Origin of the sequence: Brevundimonas sp. NPDC046655 (assembly GCF_044901625.1) — a bacterium.
Lineage (GTDB): Bacteria > Pseudomonadota > Alphaproteobacteria > Caulobacterales > Caulobacteraceae > Brevundimonas.
On sequence record NZ_JBJDPV010000006.1, the window covers coordinates 52,465 to 70,117 of the forward strand.

Annotated in this window: 12 protein-coding genes; 7 read left to right on the forward strand and 5 right to left on the reverse strand. The window is 68.1% G+C overall.

Annotated elements, in window-relative coordinates; all coding sequences use genetic code 11:
- Nucleotides 1–164 precede the first annotated feature (164 nt).
- From ACI2KI_RS15200 to ACI2KI_RS15220, 5 genes are all read left to right on the forward strand, one after another.
- A complete protein-coding gene (locus tag ACI2KI_RS15200; protein WP_404621402.1) occupies nucleotides 165–1,058 on the forward strand; it encodes an ABC transporter ATP-binding protein in 894 nt (297 codons plus the stop codon).
- 10 nt (nucleotides 1,059–1,068) lie between these two features.
- Nucleotides 1,069–4,644: a M1 family aminopeptidase gene (locus ACI2KI_RS15205; RefSeq protein ID WP_404621404.1), complete on the forward strand. Its 3,576-nt coding sequence runs from the start codon at nucleotides 1,069–1,071 to the stop codon at nucleotides 4,642–4,644.
- Between the two features lie 135 nt (nucleotides 4,645–4,779).
- Entirely contained in the window at nucleotides 4,780–5,154 is a 375-nt protein-coding gene (locus tag ACI2KI_RS15210; protein ID WP_312063485.1) for a BlaI/MecI/CopY family transcriptional regulator, read from the forward strand.
- Nucleotides 5,151–6,818, forward strand: a complete 1,668-nt coding sequence (locus ACI2KI_RS15215; RefSeq protein WP_404621406.1) for a M56 family metallopeptidase — start codon at nucleotides 5,151–5,153, stop codon at nucleotides 6,816–6,818. Before ACI2KI_RS15210 ends, ACI2KI_RS15215 begins: the two co-directional genes overlap by 4 nt.
- Nucleotides 6,819–6,917: 99 nt before the next feature.
- Nucleotides 6,918–7,415, forward strand: coding sequence for a hypothetical protein (locus tag ACI2KI_RS15220; RefSeq protein WP_404621408.1), 498 nt, complete (start codon nucleotides 6,918–6,920; stop codon nucleotides 7,413–7,415).
- Here the strand turns inward: ACI2KI_RS15220 and ACI2KI_RS15225 are convergent.
- The 4 genes from ACI2KI_RS15225 to ACI2KI_RS15240 form a co-directional block, all read right to left on the reverse strand.
- A complete protein-coding gene (locus tag ACI2KI_RS15225; protein WP_404621412.1) occupies nucleotides 7,412–9,685 on the reverse strand; it encodes a CHASE2 domain-containing protein in 2,274 nt (757 codons plus the stop codon). The two genes, ACI2KI_RS15220 and ACI2KI_RS15225, sit on opposite strands and share 4 nt — an antisense overlap.
- Before the next feature lie 3 nt (nucleotides 9,686–9,688).
- Entirely contained in the window at nucleotides 9,689–11,032 is a 1,344-nt protein-coding gene (locus ACI2KI_RS15230; protein WP_404621414.1) for a FecR domain-containing protein, read from the reverse strand.
- Nucleotides 11,029–11,778, reverse strand: a complete 750-nt coding sequence (locus ACI2KI_RS15235; protein WP_404621416.1) for a response regulator transcription factor — start codon at nucleotides 11,776–11,778, stop codon at nucleotides 11,029–11,031. The genes ACI2KI_RS15230 and ACI2KI_RS15235 overlap by 4 nt, the downstream gene beginning before the upstream one ends.
- Nucleotides 11,779–11,941: 163 nt before the next feature.
- Nucleotides 11,942–12,826 carry a LysR family transcriptional regulator gene (locus tag ACI2KI_RS15240; RefSeq protein ID WP_404621418.1) on the reverse strand — a complete coding sequence of 295 codons (885 nt, stop codon included), beginning with the start codon at nucleotides 12,824–12,826 and terminating at the stop codon, nucleotides 11,942–11,944.
- A gap of 103 nt (nucleotides 12,827–12,929) precedes the next feature.
- Here ACI2KI_RS15240 and ACI2KI_RS15245 point away from each other — a divergent pair, with 103 nt between their 5' ends.
- Nucleotides 12,930–14,432: a CoA-acylating methylmalonate-semialdehyde dehydrogenase gene (locus ACI2KI_RS15245; protein ID WP_404621420.1), complete on the forward strand. Its 1,503-nt coding sequence runs from the start codon at nucleotides 12,930–12,932 to the stop codon at nucleotides 14,430–14,432.
- A gap of 136 nt (nucleotides 14,433–14,568) precedes the next feature.
- Here ACI2KI_RS15245 and ACI2KI_RS15250 read toward each other — a convergent pair whose 3' ends face one another.
- Nucleotides 14,569–15,978, reverse strand: a complete 1,410-nt coding sequence (locus ACI2KI_RS15250) for a short-chain fatty acyl-CoA regulator family protein (protein WP_404621422.1) — start codon at nucleotides 15,976–15,978, stop codon at nucleotides 14,569–14,571.
- A gap of 131 nt (nucleotides 15,979–16,109) precedes the next feature.
- On the opposite strand from ACI2KI_RS15250, the gene ACI2KI_RS15255 reads away from it, so the two are divergent.
- Nucleotides 16,110–17,645 carry an acyl-CoA carboxylase subunit beta gene (locus tag ACI2KI_RS15255; protein WP_404621424.1) on the forward strand — a complete coding sequence of 512 codons (1,536 nt, stop codon included), beginning with the start codon at nucleotides 16,110–16,112 and terminating at the stop codon, nucleotides 17,643–17,645.
- Nucleotides 17,646–17,653: the final 8 nt, after the last annotated feature.

The following is a 17,653-nucleotide window of genomic DNA, read 5'->3' on the forward strand; positions in this document are numbered from 1 at the left end:
CCTCCCAAGAAACCGGTGTCATTGACTGTAGCAGGCAACGGCTTGCGGGCTCCAGAGGCCCGTTGAAACGGTCGCCCGGCGCCAAACCTGTCCAATCTGTAACTTGTCGAGGGGGAGGGGAAGCCGTCAGTGTGAAGTGTCTTTTACATCCGCGGGGGCGCGTCATGCTGTCGATCAACAATTTGGTTCATGTCTACGGCAACGGAACACGGGCGCTGGACGACGTCAGCCTGACCATTCCGACCGGCATGTTCGGCCTGCTGGGCCCGAACGGGGCGGGCAAGTCGACGCTGATGCGCACCATCGCCACCCTGCAGAGCCCGACCTCGGGCGAGATTCGCTTCGGCGACATCGACGTGATCCGCCAGCCGGAGCTGCTGCGTCGCACCCTGGGCTATCTGCCCCAGGACTTCGGCGTCTATCCGCGCGTCTCGGCCTACGACATGCTGGACCACATGGCGGTGCTGAAGGGCATCGCCGACGGCAAGGAGCGCAAGCAGACGGTCGAGGCCCTGCTGAACCAGGTCAACCTGTGGAGCGTCCGCAAGAAGGCTTTGGCCGGGTTCTCGGGAGGAATGCGCCAGCGCTTCGGCATCGCCCAGGCCCTGATCGGAAACCCGCGCCTGATCATTGTCGATGAGCCCACCGCCGGACTGGACCCGGAGGAGCGCAACCGCTTCCTCAACCTGCTGGCCGAGATCGGCGAGAACGTGGTGGTCATCCTGTCGACCCACATCGTCGAGGACGTGGCCGACCTGTGCCCGCGCATGGCGGTGCTGGCGGGCGGCAAGATCCAGCTGGAAGGCGCGCCGCTGGAGCTGATGAAGCAGATGTCCGGCCGCGTCTGGAAGAAGGCCATCGCCAAGGAGGCCCTGCCGGAACACCGCGCCCGTTTCGAGGTCATCTCGACGCGCCTGTTCGCGGGGCAGACCGTGATCCACGTCGTGGCCGACGCCAAGCCGGGCGAGGGCTTCGAGCCGGCCTCGGGCGGTCTGGAGGACGTCTACTTCTCGACGCTGGCGGCCTCGCGACGCCCCGCCGCCGCTCAAGCCGCCTGAGGCCTGGATCATGTTCGGGAAAGTCGCGGCCTTCGAGTTCCGCTATCAGCTTCGCCAGCCCGCCTTCTGGGTCATATCCATCCTCTTCTTCCTGCTGAGCTTCGGCACGGTCGCCAGCCCCAACATCAGCCTCGGTTCGGGCGGCAACGTCTTCAAGAACGCGCCCTTCGCGATCGCTCAGGCGATGCTGGCCTTCAATCTCTTCTTCATGCTGGCGACCACGGCCATCGTCGCCAACGTCGTCGTGCGTGACGCCTCGACGGGCTTCGGTCCGATGATCCAGGCCAGTCGTCTGTCGAAGTTCGACTACCTCTACGGACGCTTCCTCGGCGCCTTCGCCGTGGTGGCCCTGGCCTTCCTGTCGGTGGCTCTGGGCATCCTGATCGGCACGCTGATGCCCTGGGTGGACAAGGAGACGGTCGGGCCGTTCCGCCCGCTGGACTACCTCTACAGCTTCGTGGTCATGGGTCTGCCGGGGCTGCTGTTCAGCTCGGCGGTCTTCTTCACCCTGGCGACCGTCACGCGCTCGATGATGGCGACCTATGTCGGCGTCGTGGGGGTCTTCATCCTTTATATGACGACGACCACGGTGTTCGGTTCCAAGCCGGAGCTGGAGACCCTGGTGGCCTGGCTGGAGCCCTTCGGCGCCGGCGCCTATGGTCTGGCGACCCGCTACTGGACCTCGGCCGAGCGCAACACGATCAATGCGCCGCTGACCGGCCTGCTGCTGGGCAACAAGCTGCTGTGGCTGGGCGTCAGCCTGGCCTTCCTGGCCGCCGCCTTCCCCCTGTATCGCCCGTCGCCGCGCGGCTCGAAGCTGCGCAAGCAGGAGAAGCTGAAGGCGATGGCCGAGGCCTCGCCGGACGCCGGCGCGCCTGTCGCGCCGCTGGCCTCGCCGTCCTATGGCTTCAAGGCTGGCTGGACCCAGCTGATCTCGCGCACCCTTTTCGAGATGAAGGCGGTGTTCAAGAGCCCGGCCTACTTCGTCATGCTGGCCCTGGGCTTCGCCTTCGGCATCGCCGTCCTGCTGTTCGCGGGCGAGATGTACGGGGCACCCGTCCTGCCGGTCACGCGCGTGGTGATCGAGACCCTGGGCAGTTCCTTCGGTCTGATCGTCATGATCATCTCGATCTACTATTCGGGCGAACTGGTCTGGCGTGATCGTGAGCGGCGCACGCACGAGATCATCGATTCCACCTCGACGCCCGACTGGACCTTCCTGCTGCCCAAGACCCTGGCCCTGGTTCTGGTGCTGGTGTCGACGCTGCTCGCCGCATCGCTGGCCGGTATGATCGTGCAGACGATCAAGGGCTACACCAATTACGAGATCGGCAAATACCTGTTCTGGTACGTCGTGCCGCAGTCGATCAGCTTCGCGCTGATGGCCGTGCTGGCCATCTTCGTGCAGGCCCTGTCGCCGAACAAGTTCGTCGGCTGGGCCGTCATGGTGGTCTATCTGATCTCGACCATCGTCCTGTCCAATATGGGCTTCGACCATGTCCTGTACCGTTATGGTTCGGGCACGGGCATGCCGCTGTCGGACATGAACGGCCTGGGCAAGTTCGCCGGCTACGCCGCCTGGATGCAGGCCTACTGGACGTCCTTCGCCGTCGTCCTGCTGGTCATCGCCTACGGCCTGTGGCGTCGTGGCGCCGAGACGCGCTTCCTGCCGCGCCTGAAGCGTCTGCCGCGTCGCCTGATGGGACCGGCGGGGGTGATCGGCGGCGTCGCCCTGACCGCCTTCGTGGCCCTGGGCGTCTTCAGTTTCATCAACACCAATGTGTGGAACGAGTACCGCAGCCGCGATCAGCGCGAACAACTGATGGCGGACTATGAGAAGACCCTGCTCAAGTACGAGAAGACGCCTCAGCCCGCGATCACCGACGTCAAGCTGGACCTGGACCTCTATCCGCACCAGCCGCGTCTGACGACCAAGGGAACTTACGTCATCGAGAACCGCACGGGCGCGCCCCTGGGCGAGGTCCATCTGCGCTGGAGCCAGGACCTGAAGATCGCCAGGCTGGACGTCCAGGGTGCGACGGTCGCGAAGGAATGGCCGCAGTTCGAGTACCGCATCTATCGCTTCGCCACGCCGATGCAGCCGGGCGAGAAGCGCACCATCGCCTTTGAGACGGTGCTGGAACAGCGCGGCTTCAAGAACAGCGGCGACACCACGCGGATCGTCGACAACGGCACCTTCGTCAACAACGGCGAGTTCGGCCTGACCATCGGCATGGGCCGCGACGGCCTGCTGTCGGATCGTTCGAAGCGCCGCAAGCACGGCCTGACGCCCGAACTGCGCATGGCCAAGCTGGAGGACGAAAGCGCGCGGGCTCATAACTATATCGGCGCCGACTGGGTCAACGCCGACATCACCGTGACCACGGTCGCCGATCAGACGCCGATCGCGCCGGGCTACAAGGTGTCGGACGTGACGAAGAACGGCCGCCGCACGGCCCGCTTCGTCACCGAGGCGCCGGTGCTGAACTTCTTCTCGGTGCAGTCGGCCGATTACCAAGTGGCCAAGGAACAGCACGGCCCTATCGAACTGGCCGTCTATTATCACAAGGGTCACGAGCGGAACGTCGAGCGCATGCTGAACGGCATGAAGTCGGCGCTGGATTACTATGGCACGGCCTTCAGCCCGTACCAGTTCCGTCAGGCCCGGATCATCGAGTTCCCGGCCTACGCCAGTTTCGCCCAGGCCTTCGCCAACACCATGCCCTACTCGGAAGGCCTCGGTTTCATCGCCGACCTGACCGACGAGGAGAAGATCGACTACGTCACCTACGTCACCGCGCACGAAGTCGGTCACCAGTGGTGGGCGCACCAGGTGGTCGGCTCGGACCAGCAGGGCTCGACCCTGCTGTCGGAATCCCTGGCGCAGTACTCGGCGCTGATGGTCATGGAGAAGCTGTACGGGCCCGACAAGATCCGTCGCTTCCTGAAATACGAGCTGGATCGCTATCTGCGCTCGCGCGGCATGGAGCGGCTGGAGGAGATGCCGCTGATGCGCATCGAGAACCAGCAGTACATCCACTATCAGAAGGGCGGTCTGGTCATGTACCTGCTGCGCGATCAGATCGGCGAGGAGGCGGTCAACCGCGCCCTGCGTCGGGTGCTGGCGCAGTACGCCTTCAAGTCCGCGCCCTATCCGCGCTCGCTGGATCTTATCAACGCGATCCGCGCCGAGGCGCCGGCCGACAAGCAGGCCCTGATCACCGACCTGTTCGAGAAAATCACCCTGTATGACGTGAAGTCGAAGTCGGTCACGGCGACCAAGCGCGCCGACGGCAAGTGGGACGTCGCCCTGACGGTCGAGGCTCGCAAGCTGTACGCCGACGGCAAGGGCGAGGAGACCGAGGCCCCGTTGAACGAGACCTTCGACGTCGGCCTGTTCTCGGCCGAGCCGGGCAAGGGGGCGTTCGACCAGAAGTCGGTCATCCTGATGGAGCGCCGTCCCCTGCGCAGCGGAACCCAGGTCTTCCGCTTCGTCACGGACAAGAAGCCGGCCTTTGCAGGCATCGATCCCTACAACCGCTGGATCGACCGCAACTCGGACGACAACGTCAAGCCGGTCGGCTGACGCCTTCGCCTTCTCCTCCCGCCGACCGGCGGGAGGAGGGGCCTACGGCGAGTTAATCTCGTCGCCTCATTTTAGACTCGATCCGCTACAAACGTAGCGCTACAAAAGTAGCGTCAACCGATGCGGAGAGTCCCCATGATCGAGTCCTTGCCCCGACGTGAACGCGAGGTCTTCGAGACCCTGTGTCGGCTGGAGACGGGCACCGCCGCGGGGGTGCGCAACGCCCTGACCGACACGCTTAGCGATTCAGCGATCCGCACCCTGCTGGCCCGGCTGGAGGCCAAGGGCCTGGTCGAGCGTTCGGCGGGCGCCGAGGGCTTCGTCTATCGCCCGGTGCCGCGCACCGAGGCCGTCGCCGCCGGCGCCCTGCAGCGGATGATCGACACCTTCTTCGCGGGCTCCGCCGCCAGCGCCGCCACGGCCCTGCTGGGTCTGGGGCAGCGTCTGACGGCTGACGAGGCCGCCGCTCTCGAACGCGCCATCGACGAAGCCGTGGAGCGCAAGCCGTGAGCCTGGCGCTGTTTTTGTCTCTGCTGGTCAAGTCCAGCCTGATCGCGGCGGCGGGGCTGATCGTCGCCCGCTTCGTGGCGCGTCGCGCCGTCGATCGCGTCGACATTCTGCGCGCGACCGTCTGCCTGCTTCTGGCCCTGCCGGTTCTGGCGGCGGTCCTGCCCGCCCTGGAGCTGGCGCTGCTTCCAGCCTCGTCCGTCGCGGACAGCGCTCCGCTGACGCCGCTCTGGTCGGGCGAGGTCGGGTCGGTCGCGGGCGTCGCGGTCACGGCCAACCTGCCGTGGCCGTCCTGGGCGACCGTGGCCGCCGGCCTGTGGCTGACCGGCGTGGCGGCGGTCGTGGGTCGGCTGCTGCTGGGCCTGAACACGCTCAGCCGCTGGACCGAGCAGGGACGGGCGGTTCAATGCCCCGCCTGGCGCTCGCCGCTGGAGCCGCTGGCCCCCGCCGCGCGCCCGCGTCTGGTCAGCAGCGAGCGGGTGTCCAGCCCGCTGAGCTGGGGCGTGGCCCCCGGCGTCATCGTCCTCGACCCCGCCAGCCTGGCCGAGCCCAAAACCGCCTCCGCCGTTCTGGCGCACGAACTGGCCCATCTGCGGCGCAAGGACTGGGTTTTCCTGATCCTCTCGCGGCTGGCGCTGGCGCTGTTCTGGTTCAACCCTCTGGTCTGGCGGCTGTCCGTCGTCTTGACCGAGGCTTCTGAAGAGGCGGCCGACGCCGAGGCCGTGCGCACCGTGGACCGCAGGGACTACGCCCGCGTCCTGGTCCGTCTGGCCGCCAATCCCGCCGTCTGTCCCGCGACCGCCATGGCCGCCGACACCCACACGCTCGAAAAAAGGATCGCCTGCATCATGACGAACACCTCTGCTCGCCGTCGCCCGCTGGCGGTCGCCCTGACCGTCGCCGCGCTCGCCGCCGTCGCCACGCCGCTGGCGGCGCTGGATCTGCGCGAGCAGGCGTCCGCCTATGCCCCGGCGCCGCCCGCCCCCCCCGCACCTCCAGCCCCCCCCGCACCTCCAGCCCCGCCCGCTCCGCCGCCTGCCGCGCCGCCCGCGCCGCCGGCCCCGCCTGCGCCTCCGCCCGGACGCGTGACCACCTACTATTCCTCGAACGGCTACTACTTCGAGAACGGCACGCCGGAGCAGCGCGCCGAGGCTGAGGCGGCGCGCGAGGTGGCCCGTCAGGCCCGGGCTCTGGCCGCCGACGCCCGCAGGCAGGGCGAGGAGGCGCGGCAACAGGCGGTCCAGGCTCGCGCCCAGGCGGCCGTCGCTCGTCAACAAGGCGAGGAGGCCCGTCGTCAGGCGGTGCAGGTCCGCGCCCAGGCCGCCGTCGCCCGCCAACAGGCCGAACAGGCGCGGGCACAGGGCCTCGTCGCGCGGCGGCAGGGCGATGAAGCCCGCGTCATCGCGGCTCGGGCTCGTGTCCAGGCGCGCGAACAGATGGGGCGCGGCGCTGAAAACATGCATCGCGGCGCGGCCAACATGCGCGAGGAGGCGGTTCGCCTGCGCGACCCGGCCTACCGCGCCGAACAGATCGCCCGCAATCGCGATCAGGGCAACATCGTCACCGACGCGGACCTGATCGCCCTGAGCCCCAAGCTGGTTGAACGGGCCGCCGAGCTGGACCGTCGCGCGGAAGAGCTGGCGGCGCGCGCCAAGAGCCCGATCTAGTCTGAAGACACAAAGGCGAAGCGCCGTCGTGCAGCACACAGGCTGTGCGGCGGCGCTTTCGTCTATGGCTCAGCTCGCGGCGGGGCTGTAGGTTGAGGCATGGCCCGTCTCTTGCTGATCCTGTCCGCTGCCGCCGTTGCCCTGTCGGCGTGCGCCTCTGGCCCCGACATCGTGACCACGGCGCCTGCGGCCTTCCCGGCAGCGGCGACGACCTATCGCCTGATCGAACCCGAACCGGCGTCGGCTACCGATCAGGCCCTGCTCGTGGCGGTGCGCGATCAGCTGACGGCCAAGGGGTGGCGCGAAACGCGCGACGGTCCGGCGTGGCGGATCGAGGCGGCCTATGCCGTTCGGCCACAGGCGACGGGCGCCTATTCCGACGCCTCGGCTCGTGACGGCGAATGGCTGGATGCGCCGATCGTGCCGCAGTGGTGGGAACGCAAGCGGCTGGCGCACAGCCTCACCCTGACGCTGCATGGACCCGAGGCCGCGGCCGGCGCCTATCAGGCGAGCGCGGCCACAACGGTGGCGCCGCGACAGGCTGACGCCGCCTTGCCGGCCCTGGCCGCCGCCGCCGTTTCCGAACTGACGCCCTAGTCGGCCTCGATCAGGCGGGGCAGGGTCAGGACGAAGGTCGCGCCGACCTCGCCGGCCTCGTAGCGGATCCGGCCGCCGTGACGCTCGGCGACGGTGCGGACGAAGGCCAGGCCCAGGCCGGCGCCCCGGTGGTCGGCGTCGCCGTGACCGAAGGGCTGGAACAGCCGCCGCGCCGCCTCCGCTGACAGGCCCGGCCCCTGATCGCGGATGCGCAGGATGCAGACAGGGCCGTCGTCGGTCTCATCCGTGTCGAGCGTGCAACTGATGACGCCCCTTGGCGGGCCGTACTTCAACGCATTGTCGAGCAGATTGGTCATCAGCCGGCGAAGCAGGGCGGGATCGCCCTCGACCAGAAATTCCTCCTCGCCTATCGGCGTCTGGATGGTCGCGCCCTTGGCGGAGGCCTGTGGCCACAGGGTGTCGGCGGCGTCCATCAGCACCTGACCGAGGTCCAGGACGACGGCGCGATAGGGTTGGGATTCAGCGCGGGCCAGCTGGACGTAGCCTTCGGCCAGATCCAGCGTCTGGCGCGCATAGTCGCCGATGCGGCGCTCAAAGGCGGGGTCGGCGCGGTTCTGGCCGCCTTCCAGCAGGGTCAGGATCGAGACCTGGGGCGCGCGCATGTCGTGGCTGAGCAGTTGCAGCGCCTGTTCACGCTGCCGTTCGGCGGCGCGGAACCGGGTCATGTCGGCGAAGCGGACAATATGGCCGACAGGTTCGCCCGTGGCGTTGGTCAGGGCGGCGGCGGCGACCTTCAGCACGCGTCCGCCGGGGCCTTGGATGTCGCCCGGATCGCCCCCTTCTGAAACCAGGAAGCGCCGCCACGACGGTTCGCCGAGCGACTGGAACAGTTCGGTCAGGTTCGCCTCGTCCTTCAGCGCGTCGCCGAACAGGGCTTGCGCCCGGTCGTTGGACAGCAGCACCCGGCCCGCAGGATCGGCCACCACGGTGGCGTCGGGCAGGCTGCGCAGAGCGTCGGAGATGAACCGGTCCAGATCGCGAAGCTGCTTCAGCGCGGCGCGCAGGGTGTCCACCTGCTTGGCCACCACGTCGCCCTGCGGCCGGAACGACGACCGCGCCGCGCCGGGCAGGGCGGGGGCGTCGCGTTCGAAGGTCTCGACCTCGCTTTGCATATAGGCTGAGGCGGCGGCCAGGCGTCGCCAGCTCCAGAAGGGATAGGCCAGGGCCAGTCCGGCGACGGCGGCTGCGGGCGGGAACCACAGGCCGGCGCCCAGGAAGGCGATCAGGCTGCCCGCCAGCGTCAGGACGATCAGCCCCGCGCCCAGCACCATGTTGACGACGGGGCGCAGGAACAGGAACCCGCCCACCAGCAGGGCCAACGGCAGCAAGGACAAGGCCAGAACCCAGGGCGGCGCCAGGGGGCGCGGGCCGCCGCCTTCCAGCAGGGTCTGCAGCAGGGCGGCCTGGATCTCGACGCCGGGGCTCAGTTCGCCGTGGGGTGCGGCGGGCGTGGCGTAGCGGTCGCCCAGGCCGGGGGCGGTCGCGCCGACCAGCACAAGCCTGTCCTTCAGAAAGCCGGGGGGGACCTCGCCGTTCAACACATCGACGAAGGACAGGGTGCGGAACCGTCCGGGAGGACCGCGATAGGCGATGGCCTCAGGCCGTGCGGCAATCAGGGCGTCGGGCGTGGCGGCGTCCGGATCAGGCGCGGGCGTGGCGACACGCGTCCGGGCCAGCGGCAGGATCAGTTGCGGCCAGACCTGATCGCCACCCTGCATATAGAGGGGCAGGCGGCGGATCACGCCGTCGCCGTCCACCGTCAGGTTGACATGGCCCAGTCCCGCGGCGCTCCCGACCAGGGCGTCGGGTTCGCTGACCCGCCAGGGGGCGCCGTTCTCGCCGGTGGCATCGACCAGAAGCGGCAGATGGACATTGCCCGCACGCGCCATCGCGGCGGCCAGAGACGGGTCGTCGGCTTCCGGCTCGGTGAACAGAACGTCGTAGGCGACGGCCCGAGGACCAGCCTCGGTCAGGCGGTCGATCAGAGCGGCGTGGGTCGCGCGCGGCCATGGCCAGCGGCCCAGGCTCTGCAGGCTGCGGTCGTCGATGGCGACGATGACGATGGCCTCGTCCGTCGGGCCGCCCTGCAGCCGGATCAGGGCGTCATAGACCAGATTATCGGCGCGGTCGGCGGTCGGGCTGAGCGCCAGCCAGCATACGACCAGACCGGTCAGGCTCGCCACCAGCGCCCATTCGATCAGGGCGCGCCGCCCCGTCAGTCTGGTCCCCAGCTGGCGAACGCCGGCCACGGGTCAGCGTCCGATGCGCAGCTGCTGCGGCTCGGACCAGACCTGAAGCAGGCGGCCGAAACGATGGCGCGAGCCCAGCACCCTCCAGGTGTAAACCCCAGGCGGCAGGTCCGTCAGGCTGAAGGCCTGATCGGCCAGACCGGGCTGGTCGATCAGGGGAACCCCTTCGCGCGCGCCGTCGACGTCTTCGCGAGACAGTTGGAAACGGAAACTGGCCTCGCCCTCGCCCTCGGCCTCCCAACGGAAGCGATAGACGCGGCGGCCGTCCACCATGGCGTTGCTGGCCGCCAGACCGCCGACGCCGTTGCGGGCGCGGATGAAGCTGTAGGTGGTGCTGCGCCCTTCGACCCCTTCGGGCGACAGGGCGCTGAGCCGCAGGAAATAGGCCCCGTCCGTCAGGTCGCTGAAGGTCAGAGACGCGGTGCCGGCCGCGCTGTCCGTCTCGGCGAAGGCGTCGATCATGCCGGCGTCTGTCGCCAGACGCCCGCGATAGCGACCAGCGCCCGGCAAGGCGTCGATGCCGAACACGGCCGAGGGCCTGGACTGCACCTCGTCGGGGCGAGTCAGGGCGGGCGCGGGCAACAGGGGCACCAGACGCGCGGCCGTGGCGCTGGCCATCACGCCCTCGGCGGCTACGGCCGTGGCCTCCACCAGCCCGTCGCCCGATTCGACCTCGACCCTGCCTTCGATGACCTCGGTCGCCGATCGGTCGGCGGCGTCGTCGAAGGCGACGCGGAAGTCCGTGCCGCGGACGGCCGATACCGAAACCGGCGTGCGGACGACGAAGCCGCCGGGGCGGCGGCGCGGCGTCACGCGGGACTCCGCGCGACCCGCCTCGACCGTCATGGCGTGATCGACGGCTCCGTTGATGGCGTAGCGCCGCAGGCGGGTCAGCCGCACCCGGCTGTTCGACGGCGCCACGACATAGCTGCCGTCCGACAGGGCCAGGCGCACGAAGGCGTTTGCGCCGGTGGTCAGTACGGCGCCTTCGGACACCATCTGCCCCTGGGTCGGAGCACCGGTCGACGTCCCCTGGGTCAGGGTCACGGCGCCGCGAAAGCCGACAATCCGCGCCTGGTCCGGGTCAGCCCGCAGCAGTTCGACGGGGATGGCCAGCGTCCGGCCCACGCTCATGCGGCGGGGGTCGGCGACGCGGTTGCCGCGCTGGACCTGCCGGTAGTCAGCCGGATGATTCAGATAGGCGACGGCCAGGTTGATCAGGGTGTCGCCGCGCTGCACCTGATAATCGATGGTGCCGGCGGCCGGATCCGCCAGAGATTGCGCGAAGGAGGAGGGGGCGCAGAATGCCGCCGCCAGAGCCCCGGCGACCAGCGCCCGTCCCATCATTCCGTCGTCTCTTCCACGCTGGGGGCCTCGTCCCGGATCGCCGGTTCGACCTCGTCTGTCGCGCCTATGCGCTCAAGGCGATAACCGTAGCTGTAAATGGGCGTCAGGCGAAACCCCTGCTCGGGACGCAGGTTCAGCTTGGTGCGGATTCGCGAGATGTGCATGTCCAGCGACCGACTGTTCAGATTGGGCTCGTTGCCCCAGACCGTTTCAAGGATGTAGGTCCGCGACAGGGCGCGGTGAAGGTTGCGGAACAGCAGAAGCGCCAGGGCGAATTCCTTGGCCGTCAGCACCACGGTCTGGCCGTCGCGCACCACGGCGCCGGTGGACTCGTCGAACAGGGTATTGGCATGGACCTCGGCGCCTGGCGCGGAGGGCTGGGCGTAAACCCGACGCATCAGGGCGCTGATGCGGGCCGCCAGGACCGGCGGCGACAGGGGTTTGGGCAGGTAGTCGTCGGCGCCGGCGTTCAGGCCGGCGACGATGTCGTCGTCTTCGGAGCGGCTGGTGACCAGCAGCATGGGGGGCGGCGGCCGCAGATTGGTACGCGCCCAGGCCAGAACCTCCAGCCCGGAGCGGTCGGGCAAATTCCAATCTACGATCAGGAGGTCGAAAGTGTCCTTGCGCAGCGCGGAGATCAGCGCCTGCGCGCGTGAGAACAGCACGGCGCGATACCCGAGGTCCTGGGCTGTGGCGGCCATGGTTTCCAGCTGGACTGGGTCGTCGTCGAGCAGGGCAATTTTCATTTTACTTCAACACTCCGGAGCGCCCTGACCATAGCTTGCGCTTTGCGGGATGTGGTCGGCGTCAGCGGTCCAGAATGTAAAATTGCGTCACATTCCGACCTGCCGATGAAGCTTGACCTTATGCCTGAGCTTAGCGGGAATTGGGTTCCGGCAGGGGCCGACTTTAGTCGGACCAGGGCGACAGGCGTTCGGCGGCGTCGCGACACAGGGCCTTGATCCAGCGCCGCGCCGCCTTCAGCCGCGCCGTGCCGTGGACTTCGCGGTGGGTGCTCAGCCAGAAGCGGCGCTCGATCAGGACCTGATCCGGCAGGACCCGCGTCAGCCCCTCGGCCAGGAAGCAGGGCAGGACCCCGATCCCGCCGCCCGCCGCGATCATGTCCCGCTGCGCTCGGATCGAGGACGAGGCTAGGCGCGGGCGCAGGTTGGGACGGATCTCGTCCAGGTAATGCAGTTCCGGCGCATAGATCAGGTCGTCGACATAGCCGACGATGTCGAAGTCCGGCAGGTCGTCGACGCGCTCCGGCGCACCATGCCGGGCCAGATGCTCGGGCGAAGCATAGAGGGCCAACTGGTAGGGCGTCAGGGGCTCGACGATCAGGCGCGGGCTGGCGGCGGGGCTGAGGGTGATGGCCATGTCCACTTCGCGGCGGCTGGGCGACAGGAAGCCGGAACTGGCGGCCAGTTCGATGTTCAACCCCGGATGCGCCGCCAGCAGACCGGGCAGGGCAGGGGCCAGGACGGCGCCGCCGAAACCCTCAGAGGCGCTGATCCGCACCGTGCCGGCGATCAGGTCGGGGCGGGTGACCCGCTCGGCGGCCTCCATGGCGCTTTCGGCGTCCAGCGCCGTTTCCAGCAGTTGCGCCCCCGCCGCCGTCAGCAGCAGGCCGGACGCCGAGCGCACCACCAGGGTCGACTTCAACGCCGTCTCCAGCCGCGCCACGCGCCGCCCGACCGTGGCTGCGTCTATGCCCAGCCGCTGTGCCGCCGTGGCCAGTGAGCCCGCCCGCGCGGCGGCGATGAAGATGCGAACGTCGTCCCAGTCGAACATTGCAGGAATGCACAGCATAGGATGCACGATTGCAATGGGTGGTTTGGCGTTGGTCTGCTAGGCCATGCTGGAACGAACCACGACATCACAGGGAAACGCCTCCATGCGCGACATTCGCCACTTCATCGACGGTGCGGCCTTCGACGGCGCATCGGGCCGCTTCGGCGACGTGTTCAACCCCAACACCGGCGAGGTTCAGGCCCGCGTCCAGCTGGCCACCGTCGCCGAGATGGACCGCGCGGTCCAATCGGCCCAAGCCGCGTTTGAGGGCTGGGCCAGCACCAACCCGCAACGCCGCGCCCGCGTCATGTTCGAGTTCAAGCGCCTGGTCGAGGCCAATATGAACGAGCTGGCCGAGCTGCTGTCCTCGGAACACGGCAAGGTCATCGCCGACTCCAAGGGCGACATCCAGCGCGGCCTTGAGGTCATCGAGTTCGCCTGCGGCATCCCCCACGCCCTGAAGGGCGAATACACGCAAGGCGCCGGCCCCGGCATCGACGTCTATTCCATGCGTCAGCCGCTCGGCGTGGTGGCGGGCATCACTCCGTTCAACTTCCCCGGCATGATCCCGATGTGGATGTTCGGCATGGCGATCGCCGCCGGTAACACCTTCATCCTGAAGCCGTCGGAGCGTGACCCGTCCCTGCCGGTGCGTCTGGGCGAACTGATGATGGAGGCCGGCGCGCCCAAGGGCGTGCTGAACGTCGTCCACGGCGACAAGGTGGCGGTCGACGCCATCCTGACCCACCCCGACATCCACGCCGTCAGCTTCGTCGGCTCGTCCGACATCGCCCACTACGTCTATCAGATGGGCGCCCAGCACGGAAAACGCGTCCAGGCCATGGGCGGCGCCAAGAACCACGGCATCGTCCTGCCTGACGCCGACATGGATCAGGTCATCAAGGACCTGACCGGCGCGGCCTATGGCTCGGCCGGCGAGCGCTGCATGGCCTTGCCGGTCGTGGTGCCGGTCGGCCAGCGCACGGCGGATGAACTACGCGAGCGTCTGGTCTCGGAAATCCCCAACCTGCGCGTCGGCGTCTCGACCGACGCCGAGGCCCACTACGGCCCGGTCGTCACCCAGACCCACAAGGACAAGGTCCTGGGCTGGATCAACAAGGGCGTCGAGGAAGGCGCCGAACTGGTCGTCGACGGCCGCGAGTTCAGCCTGCAAGGGCATGAGAAGGGCTTCTTCATCGGCCCGTCGCTGTTCGACCACGTCAAGCCCGAGATGGAATCCTACAAGGAAGAGATCTTCGGCCCGGTGCTGCAGATCATGCGCGCCGCCAGCTTCGAGGAGGCGCTGAGCCTCCCGTCGAAGCATCAATACGGCAACGGCGTCGCCATCTTCACCCAGAACGGCCGCGCGGCCCGCGACTTCGCCGCCCGCGTCAACGTCGGCATGGTCGGCATCAATGTGCCGATCCCGGTGCCGGTGGCCTATCACTCGTTCGGCGGCTGGAAGCGTTCGGCCTTCGGCGACATCAACCAGCACGGCATGGAAGGTCTGCGCTTCTGGACCAAGACCAAGACCGTGACGGCCCGCTGGCCCGATAGCGCGCTGGAACACGCCGACAGCTCCTTCGTCATCCCGACGATGGGCTGATGCAGTTATCCTCCCCACTGCGTGGGGAGGGGGACCACGAAGTGGTGGAGGGGCGGCTTCGGCGAACGGCCCCTCCGTCTCGGCGGCTTCGCCGCCGATCCACCTCCCCATTTCATGGGGAGGAGAAGTGCAGGCTTCAGCTCAGCGTATACGGAATGACCCCCCGCTCATGGTCCGGCACCCGCAAGGTCCGGTCGATGGGCGGGAAGGCCCGCTGGGCGCAGTCGGTGCGCTCGCAGATGCGACAGCTGACCCCCATGCGCGTCGGCGGACCGTTCAGGTCCAGCCCTGCCGCATAGACCAGTTGATCGGCGTGCTCGATTTCGCAGCCGAGGCCGAGCGCATAGCGGCGGTCGGGTTCGAGGTATGAGCCGCCCGGCTTGGACACGCTCTTGGCGATGCAGATGTAGCGCGAGCCGTCCGGCATCTCCGACAGATTGACCAGGATGCGGTCCGGCGCGCCGAAGGCCTCGTGCACGTTCCAAAGGGGGCAGGCGCCGCCGAAGCGGGCGAACTGGAACCGGGTGGCGCTGTGCCGCTTGGTGATGTTCCCTGCCATGTCCACCCGCGCGAAATAGAAGGGCACGCCGCGCCAGCCGGGGCGTTGCAGGGTCGAAAGCCGGTGGCAGACCTGCTCGAAGCTGACGTGGAAGCGGTTGCGCAGTCGGTCCACGTCGTGGCGCAGCTCACGCGCAGCCTCCAGGAAGCGGCGATAGGGCAGCAGCAAAGCCCCCGCCGCATAGTTGGCCAGACCGACCCGGCAGACGTCGCGCGCGGCGGGAATGTCAAAGGCGGCCCGGTCCAGTTCATGCTCGATCAGGTCGTGGAAGCGCAGCAGCACCAGCTGGTGCGCCATCAGGAAGGACCGCGTCGCGCCGGGCAGGCTGGCGTCGACATAGAGGATGCGCGCCGCCGGATCGAAGCGCCGCATGGCCCCGCGCCCTTCGCCGGTCGCCAGGCGCACCCCGCACAGGTCGTTCAGGGCCGCTTCCAGATCACGCTCCGGGTGGCCGCCCGCGCCCAGCCCGAGCTGTTCCGCCAGCGCCTCCGCCGCCTGATCCAGCACGTCGATGTAGTTGTCGCGATAGTGGAAGAAGTCGCGCACCGCCTCATAGGGCAGGGCGGGGGCAGCCTGCGCCCGCTCGTCCCGGCCCAGGGTTTCGTTCAGCGTCTTCAGCCGCTCGTCCAGACGGCGATAGTCCTGATGCAGGGCCAGGAACTGTCGCGCCAGCCGGGGGGTGTTGGTCACCGCCTGCTTCAGCTCGACGGGCGAGGGGGCCTCGGCGTGACCGGCGATGTCGGTGACCGCTTCGCGCAGGTCCGCGATCAGGCGGGCGTCGCCGTCCAGATCGAACAGGCTGGCGTCCACGTCAAAGGCCCGCGTCAGCGCGATCAGAACCCGCGCCGTCGCCGGGCGTTGATTGGTCTCGATCTGCGACAGGTAGCTGGGCGACAGGGCCAGCCGCCCGGCGCAGGCTTCCAGCGTCCAGCCGCGCGCTTCGCGCAGCTTGCGCACCTTGGCCCCGAGGTAGAGTTTTTCCGCCATCGCAACTTTGCAAAATAGTCGATCGACCTTGGCAGGCTTACGCACTTACGCCCCTTTTGCAAAGTTGCGATTGCCTTTTTGCAACGGAGCGTCTTGGTGATCCGCAAAGATTGCAGGGAGTCGCCCGAACCATGAGCCAGGCCATCCTCGAGGAACTCGAGCGCCGTCGCGCCGCCGCCAAGCTGGGCGGTGGTGAGAAGCGCATCGAGAGCCAGCACGCCAAGGGCAAGCTGACCGCGCGCGAACGGATCGAAGTCCTGCTGGACGAAGGCAGCTTCGAAGAGACCGACATGTTCGTGGAGCATCGCAGCCACGACTTCGGCATGGACCAGCAGCGCATCCCCGGCGACGGCGTCGTCACCGGACGCGGCACCATCGGCGGTCGTCTGGTCTATGTCTTCTCCAAGGACTTCACCGTCTTCGGCGGCTCGCTGTCGGGCGCCCATGCGGCCAAGATCGTCAAGATCCAGAAGATGGCCCTGACCGCCGGCGCCCCCATCATCGGTCTGTTCGATGCGGGCGGCGCGCGCATTCAGGAAGGGGTGGAGAGCCTCGCCGGTTACGCCGACATCTTCCTGCAGAACACGCTCGCCAGCGGCGTCATCCCGCAGATTTCGGTCATCATGGGCCCGTGCGCGGGCGGCGACGTCTATTCGCCTGCCATCACCGACTTCATCTTCATGGTGAAGGACACGTCCTACATGTACGTGACCGGCCCGGACGTGGTGAAGACCGTCACCAACGAGGTCGTCAGCCACGAGGACCTGGGCGGCGCCCGCGTTCACGCCGGCAAGTCGGGCGTCGCCGACGGCGCCTTCGAGAATGATCTGGAGGCTCTGTCCGAGGTCCGCCGCCTGATCGGCTTCCTGCCTCTGTCGAACCGCGAAAAGCCACCGGTCCGCGACAGCTATGACGAGCCGGATCGCGACGAGGCCTCGCTGGACACCCTGGTCCCGACCAATCCGAACCAGCCCTATGACATGAAGGAGCTGATCCTGAAGACGGTCGACGAGGCCGACTTCTTCGAGATCGGCGCCGACTTCGCCAAGAACATCATCTGCGGCTTCGGTCGTCTGGACGGCCAGAGCGTCGGCATCGTCGCTAACCAGCCTCAGGTTCTGGCGGGCGTTCTGGACATCGACAGCAGCCGCAAGGCCGCGCGCTTCGTCCGCTTCTGCGACGCCTTCCACATCCCGCTGGTGACCCTGGTGGACGTGCCGGGCTTCATGCCGGGCACCAAGCAGGAGTACGGCGCCCTGATCAAGCACGGCGCCAAGCTGCTGTTCGCCTATGCCGAGGCCACCGTGCCCAAGCTGACGGTCATCACGCGCAAGGCCTATGGCGGCGCCTATGACGTCATGAGCTCCAAGCACCTGCGGGGCGACGTCAACTACGCCTGGCCCACTGCGGAGATCGCGGTCATGGGCGCCAAGGGCGCGGTCGAGATCATCTTCCGCAAGGAGGCCGGCGATCCCGAGGCCCTGGCGGCGCGCGAGGCCGAATACAAGGCACGCTTCGCCAACCCCTTCGTGGCGGCCGGTCTGGGCTACATCGATGACGTCATCATGCCCCACGGCACGCGCCGCCGCCTGATCAAGGCCCTGCGGACGCTGAAGAACAAGACCCAGGAAAATCCCTGGAAGAAGCACGACAACATCCCCCTGTAAGGCCCAGA

Coding starts and splice junctions, on each gene's coding strand:
- ACI2KI_RS15200 (WP_404621402.1), top strand. CDS start 165: ATGCTGTCGATCAACAATTTGGTTCATGTCTACGGCAACGGAACACGG.
- ACI2KI_RS15205 (WP_404621404.1), top strand. CDS start 1,069: ATGTTCGGGAAAGTCGCGGCCTTCGAGTTCCGCTATCAGCTTCGCCAG.
- ACI2KI_RS15210 (WP_312063485.1), top strand. CDS start 4,780: ATGATCGAGTCCTTGCCCCGACGTGAACGCGAGGTCTTCGAGACCCTG.
- ACI2KI_RS15220 (WP_404621408.1), top strand. CDS start 6,918: ATGGCCCGTCTCTTGCTGATCCTGTCCGCTGCCGCCGTTGCCCTGTCG.
- ACI2KI_RS15230 (WP_404621414.1), bottom strand. CDS start 11,032: ATGATGGGACGGGCGCTGGTCGCCGGGGCTCTGGCGGCGGCATTCTGC.
- ACI2KI_RS15235 (WP_404621416.1), bottom strand. CDS start 11,778: ATGAAAATTGCCCTGCTCGACGACGACCCAGTCCAGCTGGAAACCATG.
- ACI2KI_RS15240 (WP_404621418.1), bottom strand. CDS start 12,826: ATGTTCGACTGGGACGACGTTCGCATCTTCATCGCCGCCGCGCGGGCG.
- ACI2KI_RS15245 (WP_404621420.1), top strand. CDS start 12,930: ATGCGCGACATTCGCCACTTCATCGACGGTGCGGCCTTCGACGGCGCA.
- ACI2KI_RS15250 (WP_404621422.1), bottom strand. CDS start 15,978: ATGGCGGAAAAACTCTACCTCGGGGCCAAGGTGCGCAAGCTGCGCGAA.
- ACI2KI_RS15255 (WP_404621424.1), top strand. CDS start 16,110: ATGAGCCAGGCCATCCTCGAGGAACTCGAGCGCCGTCGCGCCGCCGCC.